The 16,186-nt window shown below is 66.8% G+C and carries 13 protein-coding genes and 1 pseudogene; 8 read left to right on the top strand and 6 right to left on the bottom strand.

Features of this window, described 5'->3' with window-relative positions; all coding sequences use genetic code 11:
- Positions 1-54: 54 nt before the first annotated feature.
- On the bottom strand, positions 55-573 hold the full coding sequence (locus ACMVO5_RS05215) for a carboxymuconolactone decarboxylase family protein (protein WP_416909012.1): 519 nt from the start codon (positions 571-573) through the stop codon (positions 55-57).
- 155 nt (positions 574-728) lie between these two features.
- The gene (locus ACMVO5_RS05210) at positions 729-1,277 is read right to left on the bottom strand and encodes a peroxiredoxin (RefSeq protein ID WP_416909011.1); all 549 of its coding nucleotides are present in this window, start codon (positions 1,275-1,277) and stop codon (positions 729-731) included.
- Positions 1,278-1,388: 111 nt separating this feature from the next.
- On the opposite strand from ACMVO5_RS05210, the gene ACMVO5_RS05205 reads away from it, so the two are divergent.
- The 6 genes from ACMVO5_RS05205 (at position 1,389) to ACMVO5_RS05180 (ending at position 6,519) form a co-directional block, all read left to right on the top strand.
- On the top strand, positions 1,389-2,282 hold the full coding sequence (locus ACMVO5_RS05205; RefSeq protein WP_416909010.1) for a LysR substrate-binding domain-containing protein: 894 nt from the start codon (positions 1,389-1,391) through the stop codon (positions 2,280-2,282).
- 67 nt (positions 2,283-2,349) lie between these two features.
- Entirely contained in the window at positions 2,350-3,324 is a 975-nt protein-coding gene (locus ACMVO5_RS05200; RefSeq protein WP_416909009.1) for an NADPH:quinone oxidoreductase family protein, read from the top strand.
- 22 nt (positions 3,325-3,346) lie between these two features.
- Positions 3,347-4,792 carry an aldehyde dehydrogenase family protein gene (locus ACMVO5_RS05195; protein WP_416909008.1) on the top strand — a complete coding sequence of 482 codons (1,446 nt, stop codon included), beginning with the start codon at positions 3,347-3,349 and terminating at the stop codon, positions 4,790-4,792.
- On the top strand, positions 4,761-5,333 hold the full coding sequence (locus tag ACMVO5_RS05190; protein WP_416909007.1) for a 2'-5' RNA ligase family protein: 573 nt from the start codon (positions 4,761-4,763) through the stop codon (positions 5,331-5,333). Before ACMVO5_RS05195 ends, ACMVO5_RS05190 begins: the two co-directional genes overlap by 32 nt.
- 9 nt (positions 5,334-5,342) lie before the next feature.
- Entirely contained in the window at positions 5,343-6,131 is a 789-nt protein-coding gene (locus ACMVO5_RS05185) for an outer membrane protein assembly factor BamD (RefSeq protein ID WP_416909006.1), read from the top strand.
- A gap of 1 nt (position 6,132) precedes the next feature.
- On the top strand, positions 6,133-6,519 hold the full coding sequence (locus ACMVO5_RS05180) for an MAPEG family protein (protein ID WP_416909005.1): 387 nt from the start codon (positions 6,133-6,135) through the stop codon (positions 6,517-6,519).
- Here ACMVO5_RS05180 and ACMVO5_RS05175 read toward each other — a convergent pair.
- The gene (locus tag ACMVO5_RS05175; protein ID WP_416909004.1) at positions 6,513-7,181 is read right to left on the bottom strand and encodes an MBL fold metallo-hydrolase; all 669 of its coding nucleotides are present in this window, start codon (positions 7,179-7,181) and stop codon (positions 6,513-6,515) included. The two genes, ACMVO5_RS05180 and ACMVO5_RS05175, sit on opposite strands and share 7 nt — an antisense overlap.
- Before the next feature lie 46 nt (positions 7,182-7,227).
- On the opposite strand from ACMVO5_RS05175, the pseudogene pabB reads away from it, so the two are divergent.
- Both pabB and ACMVO5_RS05165 read left to right on the top strand, forming a co-directional pair.
- A pseudogene (pabB, locus tag ACMVO5_RS05170) lies at positions 7,228-8,950 on the top strand (aminodeoxychorismate synthase component I).
- Between the two features lie 35 nt (positions 8,951-8,985).
- Entirely contained in the window at positions 8,986-10,182 is a 1,197-nt protein-coding gene (locus tag ACMVO5_RS05165; protein WP_416909304.1) for a pyridoxal phosphate-dependent aminotransferase, read from the top strand.
- Positions 10,183-10,456: 274 nt separating this feature from the next.
- On the opposite strand, the gene ACMVO5_RS05160 is transcribed toward ACMVO5_RS05165, so the two are convergent.
- From ACMVO5_RS05160 to ACMVO5_RS05150, 3 genes are read right to left on the bottom strand one after another with little or no spacing between them, the layout of a single operon-like run.
- Positions 10,457-11,665, bottom strand: coding sequence for a DUF445 domain-containing protein (locus tag ACMVO5_RS05160; protein ID WP_416909003.1), 1,209 nt, complete (start codon positions 11,663-11,665; stop codon positions 10,457-10,459).
- Between the two features lie 56 nt (positions 11,666-11,721).
- A complete protein-coding gene (locus tag ACMVO5_RS05155; RefSeq protein WP_416909002.1) occupies positions 11,722-14,811 on the bottom strand; it encodes an efflux RND transporter permease subunit in 3,090 nt (1,029 codons plus the stop codon).
- An 8-nt stretch (positions 14,812-14,819) separates the two neighbouring features.
- On the bottom strand, positions 14,820-16,007 hold the full coding sequence (locus ACMVO5_RS05150) for an efflux RND transporter periplasmic adaptor subunit (RefSeq protein WP_416909001.1): 1,188 nt from the start codon (positions 16,005-16,007) through the stop codon (positions 14,820-14,822).
- Between the last annotated feature and the right edge of the window lie 179 nt (positions 16,008-16,186).

The raw sequence follows: 16,186 nt of genomic DNA, 5'->3' as shown, positions 1-16,186 counted from the left end.
GTTTGCCGCCCGGCGCTAGGGGGGCGCCGGGCGGCGGCGCGACTGGCGACGGCCTTACATGCCCTGGAGCGTGCGGGCGACGGCCTGGACGACGGCGGCGATGCGCGCGGAGGTGTGGATCTTTTCCGCCGGGACGCCGTGGGTGGCGAGCACCTTGTCATGGCTGTCGATGCACATGCCGCAGCCGTTGATGGCCGAGACGGCGAGGCTGAACAGCTCGAAATCGGCCTTTTCGATGCCGGGCGAGCCGATGACGTTCATGCGCAGGCGGGCCGGCATGGTGCGATATTCCTCGCGGCTGGCGAGGTGGGTGAAGCGGTAATAGACGTTGTTCATCGCCATGATGCTGGCGGCCGCACGGGCGGCGTTCATGGCTTCGGGGGTGATCTTGTCTTGCGCTTCGGCTTCGACGGCGTCGATCAGCGGCTTGTGGCCGGTGGCGTGCGCGCAGGCGACGAAGGTGCCCCATTTCTGCTGGTCGGAGAGCAACTGCTCGTTGATCAGGCTGGAGACGTTGAGGCGCAGGTCCTTGGCGTAATCGGGGAGGGTCTTGGCGAGTTCGGAGAAGAGCATGGGGGGCCTTTCCTGAAAAGGGGCGAGGGGGCTTCAAAAAAGGGCGCGGGCAAAGCCCGCGCCCCTCGTCGAACGGGTTCGGCTGGCGAAGGGCCAGCCGCCCCGTCGTCCGGCTTTTGACGAGTTTGGCGGCAAGCTGCGCTTGCCGCCAGCCGTCAAGCCGCCGGCTTCAGAACGTCCTGACCTTCGCTCCAGTTGCAGGGGCAAAGTTCGTCGGTCTGCAGCGCATCGAGGATGCGCAGCGTTTCTGCCGGGTTGCGGCCGACGTTGAGGCCGTTGATCGTGACATGCTGGATGACATTGTCGGGATCGATGATGAAGGTGGCGCGCAGCGCAACGCCGGCTTCGGCGACGATGATGCCGAGCGCGTCGGCGAGCTGCTTCGAATTGTCAGCGAGCCAGGGGAAGTCGGCGGCGGCGAGACGCTCGTCGGACTTGCGCCAGGCGAAGTGGACGAAGTCGGTGTCGGTCGAGGCGCCGATCAGGACGGCGTCACGGTCTTCGAAATCACCCTTGAGGTCGCCGTAGCCGATGATCTCGGTGGGGCAGACGAAGGTGAAGTCCTTGGGCCAGTAGAAGAGCACCTTCCACTTGCCGGGATAGGCGGTGGTGATGTCGAGGGTTTCACCGGCGGGCAGCGCCGCGATGCCCTGCTGGACGGGGATGCTGAAGGACGGGACGGTATCACCAACGGTGAGAGCCATGGGAATTCTCCTCGGTTCGATTCGGGGTTGCGCGTTATCGCCATTGCTGGATGCCGGAGGCTGGGCTACAAATCCAATCGATAATTTGAGTGTGACAAATCGAGTTTATCAATGACGTTTCTGCCGACGCTGAAGCAGCTGCAATATCTGACGGCGCTGCATATTCATGGGCATTTCGGCCATGCGGCGGAGGCGTGTTTTGTCACGCAGAGCACGCTTTCGGCCGGGCTTCGCGAGCTGGAGACGCTGCTGGGTGTGCAGCTGGTGGAGCGCAACCGGCGGGTGGTGCGCTTCACGCCGCTGGGCGAGCGGGTGGTGGCCAAGGCCTATGATGTGTTGCGCGAGGCCGATGCGCTGGCCGGGCTGACGCGGGCGGCGGGCAAGCCGCTGTCGGGCGAGCTGCGGCTTGGCGTGATTCCGACGATTGCGCCCTATCTGCTGCCCCGGGTGTTGCCGCGGCTGCGCCAGCGCTATCCGGAGCTGAAGCTGTATCTGCGCGAGGCGATGAGCCATGTCGTGTGCGAGGCGCTGGCGCGCGGGCAGCTGGATGCGGTGTTGCTGGCGCTGCCCTGGGACTGTGGGACGGTGGAGAGCAAGGCGCTGTTTGAGGACCCCTTTTATCTGGTGTTTCATCCTGACGACCGGCGCGACCCGACGCCTTCGGTGGCGCCGGATTCGATTTCGGACAGCGACCTCTTGCTGCTGGAGGACGGGCATTGCCTGAAGGACCAGGCGCTGGCGGCGTGCGGGCGGCCCGAGCTGCGCGCGGACCCTGGGCATCGGGGGACGTCGCTGGTGACGCTGGTGCAGATGGTGGCGGGGCGGCTGGGGCAGACGCTGGTGCCGAAGATGGCGATTGATGACGGGATTTTGGAGGGGAGCGGGCTGGTGGCGCGGCCGCTGGAGGGCGATGCGGCGCGCACCATTGCGCTGGCGTGGCGCAGCGGCTCGCCGCGGGCCGAGGAGTTTGCGCTGCTGGGCGAGATATTGGGCGAAGCGGCCTGACGCGAAGGTGGACAGGCGGGGGCGGTCGGCTATGCTGCGAGGCTGAAGAAAAAATGGGGAGAGACGCGTGAAGGCGGTGGTTTGTGTCGAGCATGGGATGCCCGAAAAGCTGGTGGTGAAGGAGATCGACACGCCGGTGCCGGGGCGCGGGCAGGTCCGGATCAGGGTGGAGGCGGCGGGCGTCAATTTTCCCGACACGCTGATCATCCAGAATCTCTATCAGTTCAAGCCGGCGCTGCCCTTTGTGCCGGGCGGCGAGGCCGCCGGCGTGATTGACGCGGTGGGCGAGGGGGTGAGCGACCTGAAGCCGGGCGACCGGGTGGTGGCGATGACGGGCAATGGCTGTTTTGCCGAGGCTGTCATTGCCAACCGGGCGCAGGTGGTGCCGGTGCCGGACGGGATGCCGGCCGATGTGGCCGCCGGTTTCACCATGACCTATGGCACCTCGCACCATGCGCTGAAGCAGCGCGCGCAGTTGCAGCCGGGTGAGACGATGCTGGTGCTGGGTGCTGCCGGCGGCGTGGGGCTGACGGCGGTGGAACTGGGCAAGCTGATGGGGGCGAAGGTGATTGCTGCCGCCTCATCGGACGAGAAGCTGGCGCTGACCCGCGACTATGGCGCGGACGAGACGATCAACTATGCGCGCGAGGACCTGAAGGCGCGGGTGAAGGAGCTGACCGGCGGGCGCGGGGTGGATGTGGTTTATGATCCGGTGGGCGACCGTTTTGCCGAGCCGGCGTTTCGCGGCATCGCCTGGAACGGGCGCTATCTGGTGGTGGGCTTTGCTGGCGGGGCGATCCCGTCGTTGCCGCTCAACTTGCCGCTGATCAAGGGGGCGAGCATCGTCGGTGTGTTTTGGGGGGCCTTTACCCAGGCCGAGCCGGATGTGCACCGGGCGAACATGGCCAAGCTTCTGGACTGGTACAAGGCGGGCAGGCTGAAGCCGCATGTGTCACGGCATTTCAGCCTGGACGAGGGGCCGGCGGCGATCCGGTGGATGATGGACCGCAAGGCGACCGGCAAGGTTGTGCTGAAGGTTTGAGCAGCTTTTGGGGGGAATGATCATGACGGGCTTGCGCGAGACCTATCCGCTTTATGTGGCGAACAAGGCCGAGATGCCGAACGCCGACCTGGTGGTGACCGACAAATATACGGGCGAGCCGGCGACGCGGGTGGCGCTGGCGGATGCGGCGACCATCGACCGGGGGATTGCAGCTGCTGTGGCGGCGGCCGAGCCGATGGCGCGGATGGCGGCCTACGAGCGGCAGGCGGTGCTGGCGCACTGTGTGGCGCGCTTTACCGAGCGCTTCGAGGAGCTGGCGCATGCGCTGTGCATCGAGGCGGGCAAGCCGATCAGGGATGCGCGCGGCGAAGTGGGGCGGCTGATCGACACCTTCCGCATTGCTGCCGAGGAGGCGGTGCGGATGACGGGCGAGGTGCAGCCGCTTGATATCAGTGCGCGGGCGCGGGGCTATCAGGGGATGTGGAAGCGCGTGCCCATCGGGCCGTGCAGCTTTGTGTCGCCGTTCAATTTTCCCTTGAACCTTGCGGCGCACAAGATTGCGCCGGCCCTTGCCGTGGGCTGCCCCTTTGTGATGAAGCCGGCGAGCCGGACGCCCTTGGGCGCCATCATCATTGGCGAGGTGCTGGCCGAGACCGACCTGCCGGCGGGCGCCTTTTCGATTTTGCCGGCGCACCGCTCGGGGGCTGATTTGTTCACGACTGACCAGCGGCTGAAGCTGCTGTCTTTCACCGGCTCGCCTGATGTGGGCTGGGATCTGAAGGCGCGGGCGGGGAAGAAGAAGGTGGTGCTGGAGCTGGGCGGCAATGCGGCGGTGATCATCGACCGGGATGCCGACCTTGACGATGCGGTGGAGCGCACGGTGTTTGGCGCTTTCTACCAGTCGGGCCAGTCTTGCATCGGGGTGCAGCGGATTTTGGTGCACGGCGATGTCTATGATGCCTTTGTCGGCAAGCTGGTGGCCAAGACGAAGACGCTGATTGCCGGCAACCCGGCCGATGAGGCGACCTTTGTGGGGCCGATGATCGATGTGAAGGAGGCCGCGCGCCTCGATGGCTGGATCGGCGAGGCGGTGGCGGCGGGCGCCACGCTACTGTGTGGCGGCGCGCGCGAGGGCGCGATGCTGGAGGCGACGCTGCTGGAGGGTGTGCCGCGCGAGGCGAAGCTGAACACCGAGGAGGCCTTTGGGCCGGTGGCGTGTGTGAGCCGCTTTGATGATTTTGATGCGGCACTGGCGACGGTGAACGATTCAAAGTTCGGCCTGCAGGCGGGGATTTTCACGCGCGACCTGTTTCATATGCTCAAGGCCTGGGATGTGCTCGATGTAGGCGGGGTGGTGATCAATGATGTGCCGTCCTACCGGGTCGACAACATGCCTTATGGCGGCGTGAAGGATTCCGGGCTGGGGCGCGAGGGCGTGCGCTTTGCGATGGAAGACATGACGGAGATCCGCAACCTTGTCATCCGCCGGCGGCCTCAAGATCTCTGATACGCGGCCGCTGATCGTTTCGGCCGTGTTCGACGCCGGCGCGCAGGGCTGGCTGGAGGGGCTGCGGCGGGCGCATTATCCGCCTGAGCGCAATCTGGTGCCGGCGCATCTGACGCTGTTTCATGGGCTGCCGGGCAGCGCGCTCGGCGAGGTGTCGCGGCTCCTGGCGCGGGCGGCGGGGGAATTCGGGGCGATGGCGGCGGATTTTCGCGGCTGGGAGATGCGGGACAGCGGCGGGCATTTTGCCGTGGCGATGCGGGTGGATTGCCGGGCGCTGGAGGGGCTGCGGGACGAGCTGGCCGAGGCGCTGTGGCTGGTGATGGGGGCGCAGGACCGGGCGGGGGCGTGGCTGCATGTGACGGTGCAGAACAAGGTGGGCCGGTCTGCGGCGCGGGCCACGCTGGCGGCGCTGGCGGGGGAGCGCGCGCCGGTGGCGCCGCGTGTGGCGGGGCTGAGGCTCTGGCATTATGCGGGGGGGCCTTGGGAGACGGCGGGGGCCTGGTCGTTTCGGGGCCTTTCTCGCGGCGGTGGCTTGCGCTAGAGGAGGGGGATGAAAAGAATTTCGCTTCGCGTTCTTGTGTCTGTGCTGGCCGCCGGGCTTGTCTTGACGGGTTGTGCTTCGAACAAGGGCAAGAAGGAGCAGGCCTATATCGCCCGCGATGTCGAGACGCTCTATAATGTGGCGAAGGATACGCTCGACAAACGCAACTACAAGCTGGCCGGCGCCATGTTTGACGAGGTGGAGCGGCAGCACCCCTATTCGGTGTGGGCGCGGCGCGCGCAGCTGATGAGCAGCTTTTCCTATTATGTGGCCGGGCAATATGGCGAGGCGATCGGCTCGGCGCAGCGGTTCTTGTCGCTGCACCCCGGCTCACGCGAGGCGCCCTATGCCTATTACATGATCGCGGTGAGCTATTATGAGCAGATTACCGGCGTGGAGCGCGACCAGCAGATCACCCAGCAGGCGCTTGATGCGCTGGGCGAGCTGATCCGCCGCTATCCCAACACCGATTATGCCGCCGACGCGCGGCTGAAGGTCGATCTGGCGCGCGACCATCTGGCGGGCAAGGAGATGGAGATCGGGCGCTTCTATCAGACGCGCGGGCTGCATCTGGCGGCGACCATCCGCTTTCGCACCGTGATCGACCAGTTTGACACGACCAGCCATACGCCCGAGGCGCTGCACCGGCTGGTGGAAAGCTATTTGTTGCTGGGGATTCCGGAAGAAGCGATGAAGGCGGCGGCGGTGTTGAGCGCCAACTATCCCTCTTCGAAATGGTATGACCGCTCGTACAAGCTGATGCAGAAGCACGCGCCGCAGCTGCTGGCGAGCCGCTGACGTGCAGGCGACGCTGACCGCCGCCGGGCTGAGCGGGCTGGTGTTCATGTGGCTTTCGTGGCGGGTGGTGCAGGTGCGGGCGTCGGCCAAGGTGATGATCGGCGATGGCGGTGATGCGTTGTTGCTCTCGCGCATTCGGGCGCATGCCAATTTTGCCGAATATGTGCCGATTTTGCTGGTGCTGATTCTGGCGATCGAGCTGAGCCTGCGGGCGACGCCGCCGCTGCTGTTGGGGGTGGCCGTGGCGCTGCCGGTGGTGCGGGTGATGCATGCGCTGGGCATGGCCCGGCCTTCCCCCAACGCGCTCAGGGCGCTGGGCACGCTGGGGACCTGGGCGGCGCTGGTCGGGCTATCGGGCTGGGCGCTGGTGAACGCAGCCGGCTATTGAGCCAGAACGGAATTGGCGACGTAGGCGTTTGAGCGGCGCTCGGCGGCAAAGGTGCTCATCGGGCCATGGCCGGGGACGAAGGCGGTGTCACCGCCCAAGGGCCAGAGGTGGGTGGTGATGGCGCGGATGAGATCGGCGTGATTGCCGCGCGGAAAGTCGGTGCGGCCGATCGAGCCCTGGAACAGCACATCACCGACGATGGCGAGCTTTGAGGGCGCGTGGTGGAAGACGACATGGCCGGGCGTGTGGCCGGGGCAGTGATAGACGTCGAGCACGAGATCGCCGACATGGACCTTGTCGCCGTGATGGAGCCAGCGATCGGGGGTGAAGGGGGCGGCGCCGACCATGCCATATTGGGCGCCGGCCTGCGGGGCCATGTCGATCCAGAACTTGTCATCGGGATGCGGGCCTTCGATGGGCACGCCGAGACGCTCGGCAAGGACGCCGGTGCGGCCGCAATGATCGAGATGTCCGTGGGTGACGAGCAGCTTCTCGATGGTGACGCCGTGCTGATCGGCGACGGCCATCAGCCGTTCGAGCTCGTCGCCGGGATCGACGAAGGCGCCGCGCATGGTGTTGGTGCACCAGAGCAGGGTGCAATTCTGCTGGAGGGGTGTGACCGGGATGATGACGGCCTGAAGCGGGGGTTTGGGGCTGTTCATGGGGCATGATGTAGCGGCTGGGTGGCGCGGCGGGAAGGGGGCGGCTATGCGCTTGGCCGTGATCGATGTGTCGCGGCCCTTTGTTTTGCTTGATGATGTGGCCGAGGGCCGGGCGACGCTGTTTTCGGGACTTTTGGAGACGGTGACTTGCGAGGCGCCGGGCGAGGTGGCTGGTGCTCTGGCCCGGCTGCGTGGCGGCGACTTTGCTGGGTTTCTGGGCTATGAGGCGGGCCATGCGCTGGAGCCGAAGCTGGCGCCGCGTGCGCCGCCGCCGGGCGAGCCGCTCTTGTGGTTCGGGCGTTTTGCTGACGTGGGCGCGGTGGACGCGGCGGCGCTGCTGCCGGGCGCGGGGCCGGCGCGGCTGGGGGCGCTCGTGCCGGGCTGGGGGGCGGCGGACCATGAAGCGGCGGTGGCGCGGGTGCAGGGGCTGATTGCGGCGGGGGACATCTATCAGGCGAACCTGACCTTTGCCGCGCAGGTTGAGACGGGCGGCGATCCGCTGGCGCTTTACGCGGCGCTGCGCGCGGGCAGCCGGGCGCCTTACGGTGCGGTGGTGTTTACCGGGCGGCACTGGCTCTTGAGCTTTTCGCCCGAGCTGTTCTTCCGGCTGGAGGACGGGCGGCTGACGGCGCGGCCGATGAAGGGCACGGCCCCGCGCGGGCCGACGGCGGCCGAGGATTCGGCGCGTGCAGCCGCGCTGGCGGCGGACCCGAAGAACCGGGCGGAGAATTCTGATGATCGTCGACCTGCTCAGGAACGATCTGTCGCGGGTGGGCACCGAGGTGGCGGTGCCGGAGCTGTTTGAAGTGGAGCGCTATCCGACCGTGTTGCAGATGACCTCGACGGTGACGGCGAAGCTGAAGGCAGGGCTGGGCGCGGCGGATGTGCTGGCGGCGCTGTTTCCCTGTGGATCGGTGACCGGCGCGCCGAAGATCAGGGCGATGGAGGTGATTGCGCAGGTGGAGGCGCGGCCGCGCGGGGTCTATACCGGGAGCATTGGGGCGGTCAGGGCGAACGGCGACGCGGTGTTCAATGTCGCCATTCGCACGCTGGTGATGGCGGCGGGTGCGCGCGGCGCGCGGCTGGGGCTGGGCTCGGGCATTGTGGCGGACAGCGCGGCGGCGGCGGAATGGCAGGAGTGTCTCGACAAGGCGGCCTATCTGCGGCGCGCAGGGCCGCCTGACCTGATCGAGACGATGCGGCTGGCGTGCGGCGACGTGCCGGACCTTGAGGCGCATCTGGCGCGGATGGGGGCGAGCGCGGACTTCCTGGGGCTGGCCTTTGATGTGGGCGAGGCGCGGCGGCTGGTGCGGGAAGCAGCTGTGGGCGAGGGGCGGCTGCGGCTGCTTTTGGCGCCTTCAGGCGCGATGGCGGTGCAGCGATCGGCATTGCCGGCCGCACCTGTGGCGCCGGTGGCGGTGGCGGTGGTGCCGCTGCCGGTGGATGCGGACGATTGGCGGCTGCGCCACAAGAGCAGCGACCGGGGCTTTTATGATACGGCGCGGCGTGTGAGCGGGGCCTTTGAGGCGCTGTTGGTGCGGCCCGACGGGCTTTTGACCGAGGGCAGCTTCACCTCGCTGTTCGTGCCGCGCGGGGGCGTGTTGCTGACGCCGCCGCTGGCGCTGGGGCTTTTGCCGGGCATTTTGCGGGCGCGGCTGCTGGCCGAGGGGCGCGCCGAGGAGGCTTTGCTGCGGATATCCGACCTTGAGGCTGGGTTTTTCATCGGCAATGCGCTGCGGGGCTTGATGCGGGCGCGTCTGGCTGGCTAAGGACGCAGGCCCATAGGGAGGACCTGCGCGTGACCATGCTTTCTTCAGCCATCCAGCGGATCAAGCCGAGCCCGACGATTGCCGTGACCAACAAGGCGGCCGAACTGAAGGCGGCGGGGCGCGACATCATCGGCCTGGGCGCGGGCGAGCCGGATTTTGACACGCCGGACTTTGTCAAGGAGGCGGCGATTGCCGCCATCCGGGCGGGCGATACCAAATATACCGCCGTGGACGGCACGCCGGCGCTGAAGAAGGCGATTGCCGCGAAGTTTCGGCGTGACAATGGGCTGGACTATGGGCTGGACCAGATCACGGTCAATTCCGGCGGCAAGCACACCATCTTCAATGCGATGCTGGCGACGCTCGATGTGGGTGACGAGGTGGTGATCCCGGCGCCCTATTGGGTGAGCTATCCCGATATCGTGATGCTGGCCGGTGCCATGCCGGTGGTTGTGCCGTGCCCGGTGGAGCAGGAATTCAAGCTGCGCCCTGAACAGCTGGAGGCCGCGATCACGCCGCGCACCAAGTGGTTGATCTTCAACTCGCCCTCCAACCCCACCGGCGCTGCCTATTCGAAGGCCGAGGTGGCGGCGCTGGCCGAGGTGCTGCTGCGGCACCCGCATGTCATGATCCTCGCCGACGATATCTATGAGCATATCGTCTATGATGATTTCCAGTTCGCCACGCTCGCCCAGGTGGAGCCGAAGCTGCTGGACCGGACCCTGACCATGAACGGCGCGTCCAAGGCCTATGCGATGACCGGCTGGCGGATCGGCTATGCCGGCGGGCCGGCCTGGCTGATCAAGGCGATGGCCAAGCTCCAGTCGCAATCGACCAGCAACCCCTGCTCGGTGAGCATGGCAGCGACCGTGGCGGCGCTGAACGGCGACCAGTCGTTCCTCGCCGACCGCAACGCCGCCTTCGTCAAGCGGCGCGACCTCGTCGTGAAGATGCTCAACGACACGCCGGGGCTGCGCTGCCCGACACCGGAAGGCGCCTTTTACGTCTATCCCGATTGCGCCGGACTGCTGGGCAAGACCACGCCCTCGGGCAACATTCTGACCAGCGACGAGGATGTGGCCGCCTATCTGCTCGACGCCGAAGGGGTGGCCGTGGTGCACGGTGCAGCCTTTGGCCTCTCACCCGCCTTCCGCATCAGCTACGCCACCTCGGACGCAGTGCTGGAAGACGCCTGCGGGCGGATCCAGCGGGCGGTGGCGGCGCTGCGCTGAAGGGGTTTTTTGGGGGGCATGAAGGGCCTCCGGCGGCTGGGGCCTTAGGCCCCAGACCCCATTTGTTTTTTTGGGACAAGACTTCGGATTGTAGCGCTGGCGTGGAACGCGCATTGATAGCCTGCGGCGCTGGGCTTGGGGGGAGCGGAGTCGCTTAGGCCCCGGATCAAGTCCGGGGCGACGGGACTTTTTTGGGCGGTTCCAACTATTGGGGTCTGGGGCCTGAGGCCCCAGCCGCCGGAGGCCCTTCTCACCCGCCGGAGGCCCTTGAACCTTAAAGGAACCGCCCTGCGGCGTGGATGGCGAGGCCGATGGTGCCGCCGATGAGGGTGCCGTTGATGCGGATGAACTGGAGGTCGCGGCCGACGGCGGTTTCGAGTTTTTCGGTGACGGTGGTGGCGTCCCATTTGCTGATGGTGTTGGAGACGAGCGCGACGATGTCGGTGCCGTAGCGCTGGGCGATGCCGACGATGAGGCGGCGGAGCTGGCGGTTGAGGGTCTGGCGGAGTGCGGTGTCGGTTTCGAGGCGCTGGCCGATGGCGGTGAGTGCGGAGGCCAGCGTGTCGGGGGTGTTGGCGGGGGTGGGGGCGGTGAGGCGTTTGACGAGGCCGGTGCGGGCGCTGTCCCACAGGCTGGCGATCCAGCCGGCGAGGGCGGGATTGTCGATGAGGTCTGTCTTGAAGGCTTCGACGGGGGCCTGGGCTTCGGGGAAGTGGCGCAGGTCGAAGGCCCAGTTCTTGAGTGCGGTTTCGAGCTTTGCGCGCAGGTGGTGGTCGGGGTCCTGCTGGATTTCGTAGAGCAGGGTGCGGATGCCGCTGATCAGTTGTTCGGAGACGCGGCTGTCGATGCTGACGGCGCGGAGTAGCCAGTTGGTGCGATCCTTGACCATGGCGCGGATGGTGGATTGCTGATCATCGAGGGTGGCGAGCGCCCAGTTGAGGGCGGCGTCGAGCAGGGGCTCGTGGCGGCGTTTGGCGAGGGTGGTGTCGACGGCGTCGGCGACGATGGGGGCGAGCGCCATGGCGCGCATGCGGTCGGTGGCGGCGGTGCGGACCATGTCGGTGATGCGGGGTTCATCGAGAAGCGCGAGGAGCTGGGCGATGAGGGGGCCGATGGGGCTGCGGCTGGTGGTGTCGGTTTTGGCGGGGCTGGTCAGCCAGCGGGCGGCGCTGCCGGCGATATCGACGCTTTCGAGCTGGCGGGCGACGACGCTGGGGGTGAGGAAATTGTCCTTGAGGAAGGTGGCGAGGCTTTCGCCGATCCGGTCCTTGTTGGCGGGGATGATGGCGGTGTGGGGGATGGGCAGGCCGAGCGGGTGGCGGAAGAGCGCGGTGACGGCGAACCAGTCAGCCAGGCCGCCAACCATGGCGGCTTCGGCGAAGGCGCGGGCCCATGGGATGGCGGGGTGGATATTGCCCAAATGGAGGGTGGCAAGGAATAGCGCGGCCATGGCGACGAGCATGAGCGTCGCTGCGAGGCGCATGCGGTGGAAGGGCGTGGCGGGGAGCGCGAAGGGTTTGAAGCGTTTCAGGGCCAGCTTTACTCCGCCGGCGTCGGCCTTGTGCCTTCGACCGGTGGCGGCATGGTAGCAGGGCCTTCGTTGTTGGTGAACCAGCGCTTGAGGCGCGGGCCAAGCCATTCTTCTGCACCGATGGCGAGGCTGAACATTGCCGGCACGATGACCAGCGTGAGCGCGGTGGACATGATGAGGCCGCCGATGACGACGACGCCCATGGGCGCGCGGAACGAGCCGTCACCGGACAGCGACAGCGCGATGGGCATCATGCCCGCGACCATGGCGACGGTGGTCATGACGATGGGCTGGACGCGCTTGTGGCCGGCTTCGAGGATGGCGGCGGTGCGTTCGACGCCCTTGCTCATTTCCTCGATCGCCATGTCGACGAGGAGGATGGAGTTTTTGGCGACGATGCCGAGCAGCATCAAGAGGCCGATGAAGACCGGCATGGAGACGGCATTGCCGGTGAGGTGAAGGGCGATGCCGCCGCCGAGCGGCGCGAGGACGAGCGAGCCCATGTTGACGAAGGGCGGGAGCACGCGCTTGTAGAGCAGCACCAGCACGGCGAAGACGAGCACGATGCCGGCGATGACGGCGAAGATGAAGTTGACGACGAGTTCGCCCTGCCATTTCTGCATGCCGAAGGCGACCTGCTCGATGCCGGCGGGGAGGCTTTGCATGGCCGGCAGGGCGTTGATGGCGCGATTGCCGTCGCTGGTGACGAGGCCGGGGGCGAGGTCGGCGCCGATGAGGATGCGGCGCTGCTGGTTGAGGCGGCGGATTTCGGTGGTGCCGACGCCGAAGCTGACATCGGCGACAACCTTGAGCGGCACCGAGCCGCCCATGGCGGTGGGGACGGGGAGGTTTTCGATGGTGGCGAGATTCTTGCGCGAGGCCTCGGCGAGCGCGACGCGGATGGGGATCTGGCGGTCGGCGAGCGAGAATTTGGCGACATTCTGGTCGATGTCACCCAGCGTGGCGATGCGGATGGTCTCGGAGAGCGCAGCGGTGGTCACGCCCATTTCAGCGGCGACATCGAAGCGCGGGCGGATGGTGATTTCGGGGCGGTTGGCGTCGCCTTCGATACGGGGCTGGCGCAGCTCGGGCAGGCCGCGCATCTGGTCGAGGATCTGATAGGCGGTCTTTTCGAGGAGCACGGGATCGGAGCCGGCGATGACGACCTGCAGATCACGGCCGGCTTGACCGCCAGCGTCCTGCGCTTCGAAATTGATGCGGGCATCGGGGATACGAGCGATTTTGGGCGCCATTTCCTGCTCGAACTCGACACTCTTGATGGTGCGGTCCTTTGACAGGGTGAGGTAGATTTTGGCGGTGCCGACCTCGATTTCGGAGAAGGCGGCTTCGACGATGGGGTGATCGGCGAGGACGGCGCTGGCCTGATCGACGACAGCCTCGGTCTGATCGAGGGTGCTGCCGGGCGGCAGCTCGATCTTGACCTGGCTGAACTCGCTGTCGATGCGTGGCTGGAAGGTGAGCGGCAGGGTGGCAAAGGAGATGACGGTGGCGACGAGCGCGAGGCCGCCGATGCCGACGGTCTTCCAGCGGTTGTCGAGCGACCAGCGCAGCGCCTTCATGTAATGGCCGACCCAGGGCGCGTTGCCATGATCCATGGCGCCGCTGGTCTTGAGGAAATAGGCGGCGAGCATGGGCGTGATGAGGCGGGCGACGGCCAGGCTCATGAGCACCGAGACGACGACGGTGAAGCCGAAATTCTTGAAGAATTCGCCGGAGATGCCGGGCATCAGGCCGACGGGGAGAAAAACGGCGACGATCGACATGGTGGTGGCGACGACGGCGAGGCCGATCTCGTCGGCGGCGTCGATCGAGGCCTGATAGGCGGACTTGCCCATGCGCATGTGGCGGACGATGTTCTCGATCTCGACGATGGCATCATCGACGAGGACGCCGGCGACGAGGCTGAGCGCGAGCAGGCTTAGCGAGTTGAGCGAGAAGCCGAGCAGGTCCATGAACCAGAAGGCGGGGATGGCGGAGAGCGGGATGGCGAGCGCCGAGATGATGGTGGCCCGCCAGTCCTTGAGGAAGAGGAAGACGACGATGACGGCGAGGATGGCACCTTCGACCATCGCCATCACGGCGCTCTTGTATTGATTCTTGGTGTAGTTGACCGAAGTGTAGAGCTGGGTGAAGTGGACCTTGGGATTTTCGGCGGCGATTTCGGCCATCACCTTGACGGCTTCGTCATAGACGGTGACGTCGGACGAGCCCTTGGACTTTTCCAGCGCGACCGAGACGACCTGACGGCCGTTCATCTTGGAGAAGCTGCGCTGCTCGGCGTAGAGATCCTTGACCTCGGCGATGTCGGCGAGGCGGATGCGGCGGCCGCCGCTGAGTGAAATCTGGGTTTCGCCGAGCTCGATGGCGTTGGCGGCATTGCCGATGACGCGGACGGACTGTTCGGAGCCCGCAATCTCGGCGCGGCCGCCGGCGGCGTTGACGTTGGTGCGGCGGAGCTGCTCGTTCACTTGGGCGGCGGTGATGCCGTAGCTCTGCATGCGGCCGGGATCGAGGATGACGCGGATTTCACGGTCGACGCCGCCGCCGCGGCGGACCGCGGCCATGCCGGGGATGTTGAGCAGGCGCTTGGCGACGGTATCGTCGACGAACCAGCTCAGCTCTTCAAGGGTCATGTCCACGGCTTCAACGGAGAAATAGGCGATCGGGCCGCCGGCGATGTCGACCCGGCTCACCTGTGGCTGGAGGATGCCGGCGGGGAGATCCGAGCGGATATTGGCGATGGCATCACGGACATCGTTGACGCCGCGATCGACCGGCGTGCCGATGGCGAACTGGACCATGGTGCGGCTGGAGCCTTCAAGGACGAAGGAGGAGATTTCCTCGACGCCCTGGATGCCGCGCAAGGCCGCTTCGACGCGCTGGGTGACCTGGGTTTCAAGCTCGCTGGGGGCGGCACCGGGCTGGCTGACGACGACCGAGGCGACGGGGAAGCTGACATCGGGATTGTCGTTGATGTCCATGGTGATGAAGCTGATCACGCCGGCGAGCGTGAGCATGAAGAAGGCGACCAGCGGCGCGACCGGGTTGCGGATCGACCAGGAGGAGATGTTGCGCATGGCCGGGCTCAGTTTCCGGCGGTGTCGAGGACCGGATCGATCTTCTCGCCGTCGCGCAGGAAGGCGCCGGCGCTGACCACCACCTGTTCGGCGCCGGTGAGGCCGCTGGCGATGCTGACGCCCTTGTCGGCGGTTTCACCGACGGTGATGTCGCGCCGCGCGATGACGTTTTCGGGGCCGACGACAAAGACATAATTGCCCTTGGCGTCGGTCTGGACGGCGGACTGCGGCAGCATCGGACGGACGGCATCGCCGGCCTTGATGGAGGCGCGGGCGAAGGCGCCGACGCGCAGGCGCGGATCATAGGGCAGGCGGATGCGGGCGACGCCGAGGCGGGTATTGGGGTCGATGACCGGGTCGATCAGCCAGATTTCGCCCTCGAAGCTTTCCGACGAGCCAACCGGGGTGACGGTGGCGGGCATGCCGGGCTGGAGGCGGGCGAGCTCCTGCTCGGCCATCTGGGCGCGCATTTCGAGCTCACTGCCTTCGGCGAGGCGGAACAGCGCCGTGCTGCCCGAGGCGACGACCTGGCCGACTTCGACGGCGCGCGACAGGATGATGCCATCGGCGGGCGCGCGGATGTCGAGCATGGCGAGGCGGGCGCGGGTTTCGGCCAGCTGGGCGCGGGAAACGGCGACGCGGGCGCGGGCGGCATCGCGCGTGGCGGTGCGCTGGTCGATGTCGGCCGTGGAGATGAAGCCACGATCGACAAGCGCGCGGGCGCGCTCGAGATTGGCGGCGGCGAGCTCGGCATCGGCTTCGCTGGCGCGGACCTCAGCTTCGAGGCGGGCGACCTGCTGGGTCTGGACCGACCGGTCGATGCGGGCGAGGATCTGGCCGCGCTCGACCCGCTGGCCGGCTTCGACGAGGACGGCGGTGATACGGCCGCCTTCGCCCTGCACGCCGATGGCGACATCGCGGCGGGCGGCGATGGCGCCGGGGGTGACGACGGTTTCAACGACGGTGGTGGTGCCCGGCACCATCACGGTGACGGGCGGCAGATTGGTGGCGGGCGCCGGGGCGGGCCTGGCGGTGAAATATTGCCAGGCGAGGACGGCCGCCAGCACGACGCCGGCGACGACGGCGACGCGGATGAATTTCGCGCGCGACGTGCCGCGGCCCGCGACGGTTGCGCTGCCATCGAATTCATAGACTGCCGCAGTGTCGGGCTTGGGCAGCTTGTTCAACATGTTCATACTCGACCATCCATCAGCGGATAGTGTATTATGGGAATAATTCACTATCGTTCAAGCCTGCATACGCGAGGCAAACTGAGTCTTCCACGGTTTTGGGGAGGAAACTGCAGTCGTTGGTCGAAAATCAGCGTGTTGGAGTGTCGCACCTTGCTGGTTTGGCGGGGGTGTGGGACAGTTGC

Source organism: Polymorphobacter sp. (assembly GCF_048007885.1).
Taxonomy (GTDB): domain Bacteria; phylum Pseudomonadota; class Alphaproteobacteria; order Sphingomonadales; family Sphingomonadaceae; genus Sandarakinorhabdus.
This window is presented reverse-complemented; position numbering and strand designations above follow the sequence as displayed.

Excerpts from the sequence above, each read along its gene's own strand:
- ACMVO5_RS05215 (WP_416909012.1), bottom strand. The coding sequence starts at position 573 with ATGCTCTTCTCCGAACTCGCCAAGACCCTCCCCGATTACGCCAAGGAC.
- ACMVO5_RS05150 (WP_416909001.1), bottom strand. The coding sequence starts at position 16,007 with ATGAACATGTTGAACAAGCTGCCCAAGCCCGACACTGCGGCAGTCTAT.
- ACMVO5_RS05155 (WP_416909002.1), bottom strand. The coding sequence starts at position 14,811 with ATGCGCAACATCTCCTCCTGGTCGATCCGCAACCCGGTCGCGCCGCTG.
- ACMVO5_RS05160 (WP_416909003.1), bottom strand. The coding sequence starts at position 11,665 with ATGCGCCTCGCAGCGACGCTCATGCTCGTCGCCATGGCCGCGCTATTC.
- ACMVO5_RS05205 (WP_416909010.1), top strand. The coding sequence starts at position 1,389 with ATGACGTTTCTGCCGACGCTGAAGCAGCTGCAATATCTGACGGCGCTG.
- ACMVO5_RS05185 (WP_416909006.1), top strand. The coding sequence starts at position 5,343 with ATGAAAAGAATTTCGCTTCGCGTTCTTGTGTCTGTGCTGGCCGCCGGG.
- ACMVO5_RS05175 (WP_416909004.1), bottom strand. The coding sequence starts at position 7,181 with ATGAACAGCCCCAAACCCCCGCTTCAGGCCGTCATCATCCCGGTCACA.
- ACMVO5_RS05210 (WP_416909011.1), bottom strand. The coding sequence starts at position 1,277 with ATGGCTCTCACCGTTGGTGATACCGTCCCGTCCTTCAGCATCCCCGTC.
- ACMVO5_RS05165 (WP_416909304.1), top strand. The coding sequence starts at position 8,986 with ATGCTTTCTTCAGCCATCCAGCGGATCAAGCCGAGCCCGACGATTGCC.
- ACMVO5_RS05195 (WP_416909008.1), top strand. The coding sequence starts at position 3,347 with ATGACGGGCTTGCGCGAGACCTATCCGCTTTATGTGGCGAACAAGGCC.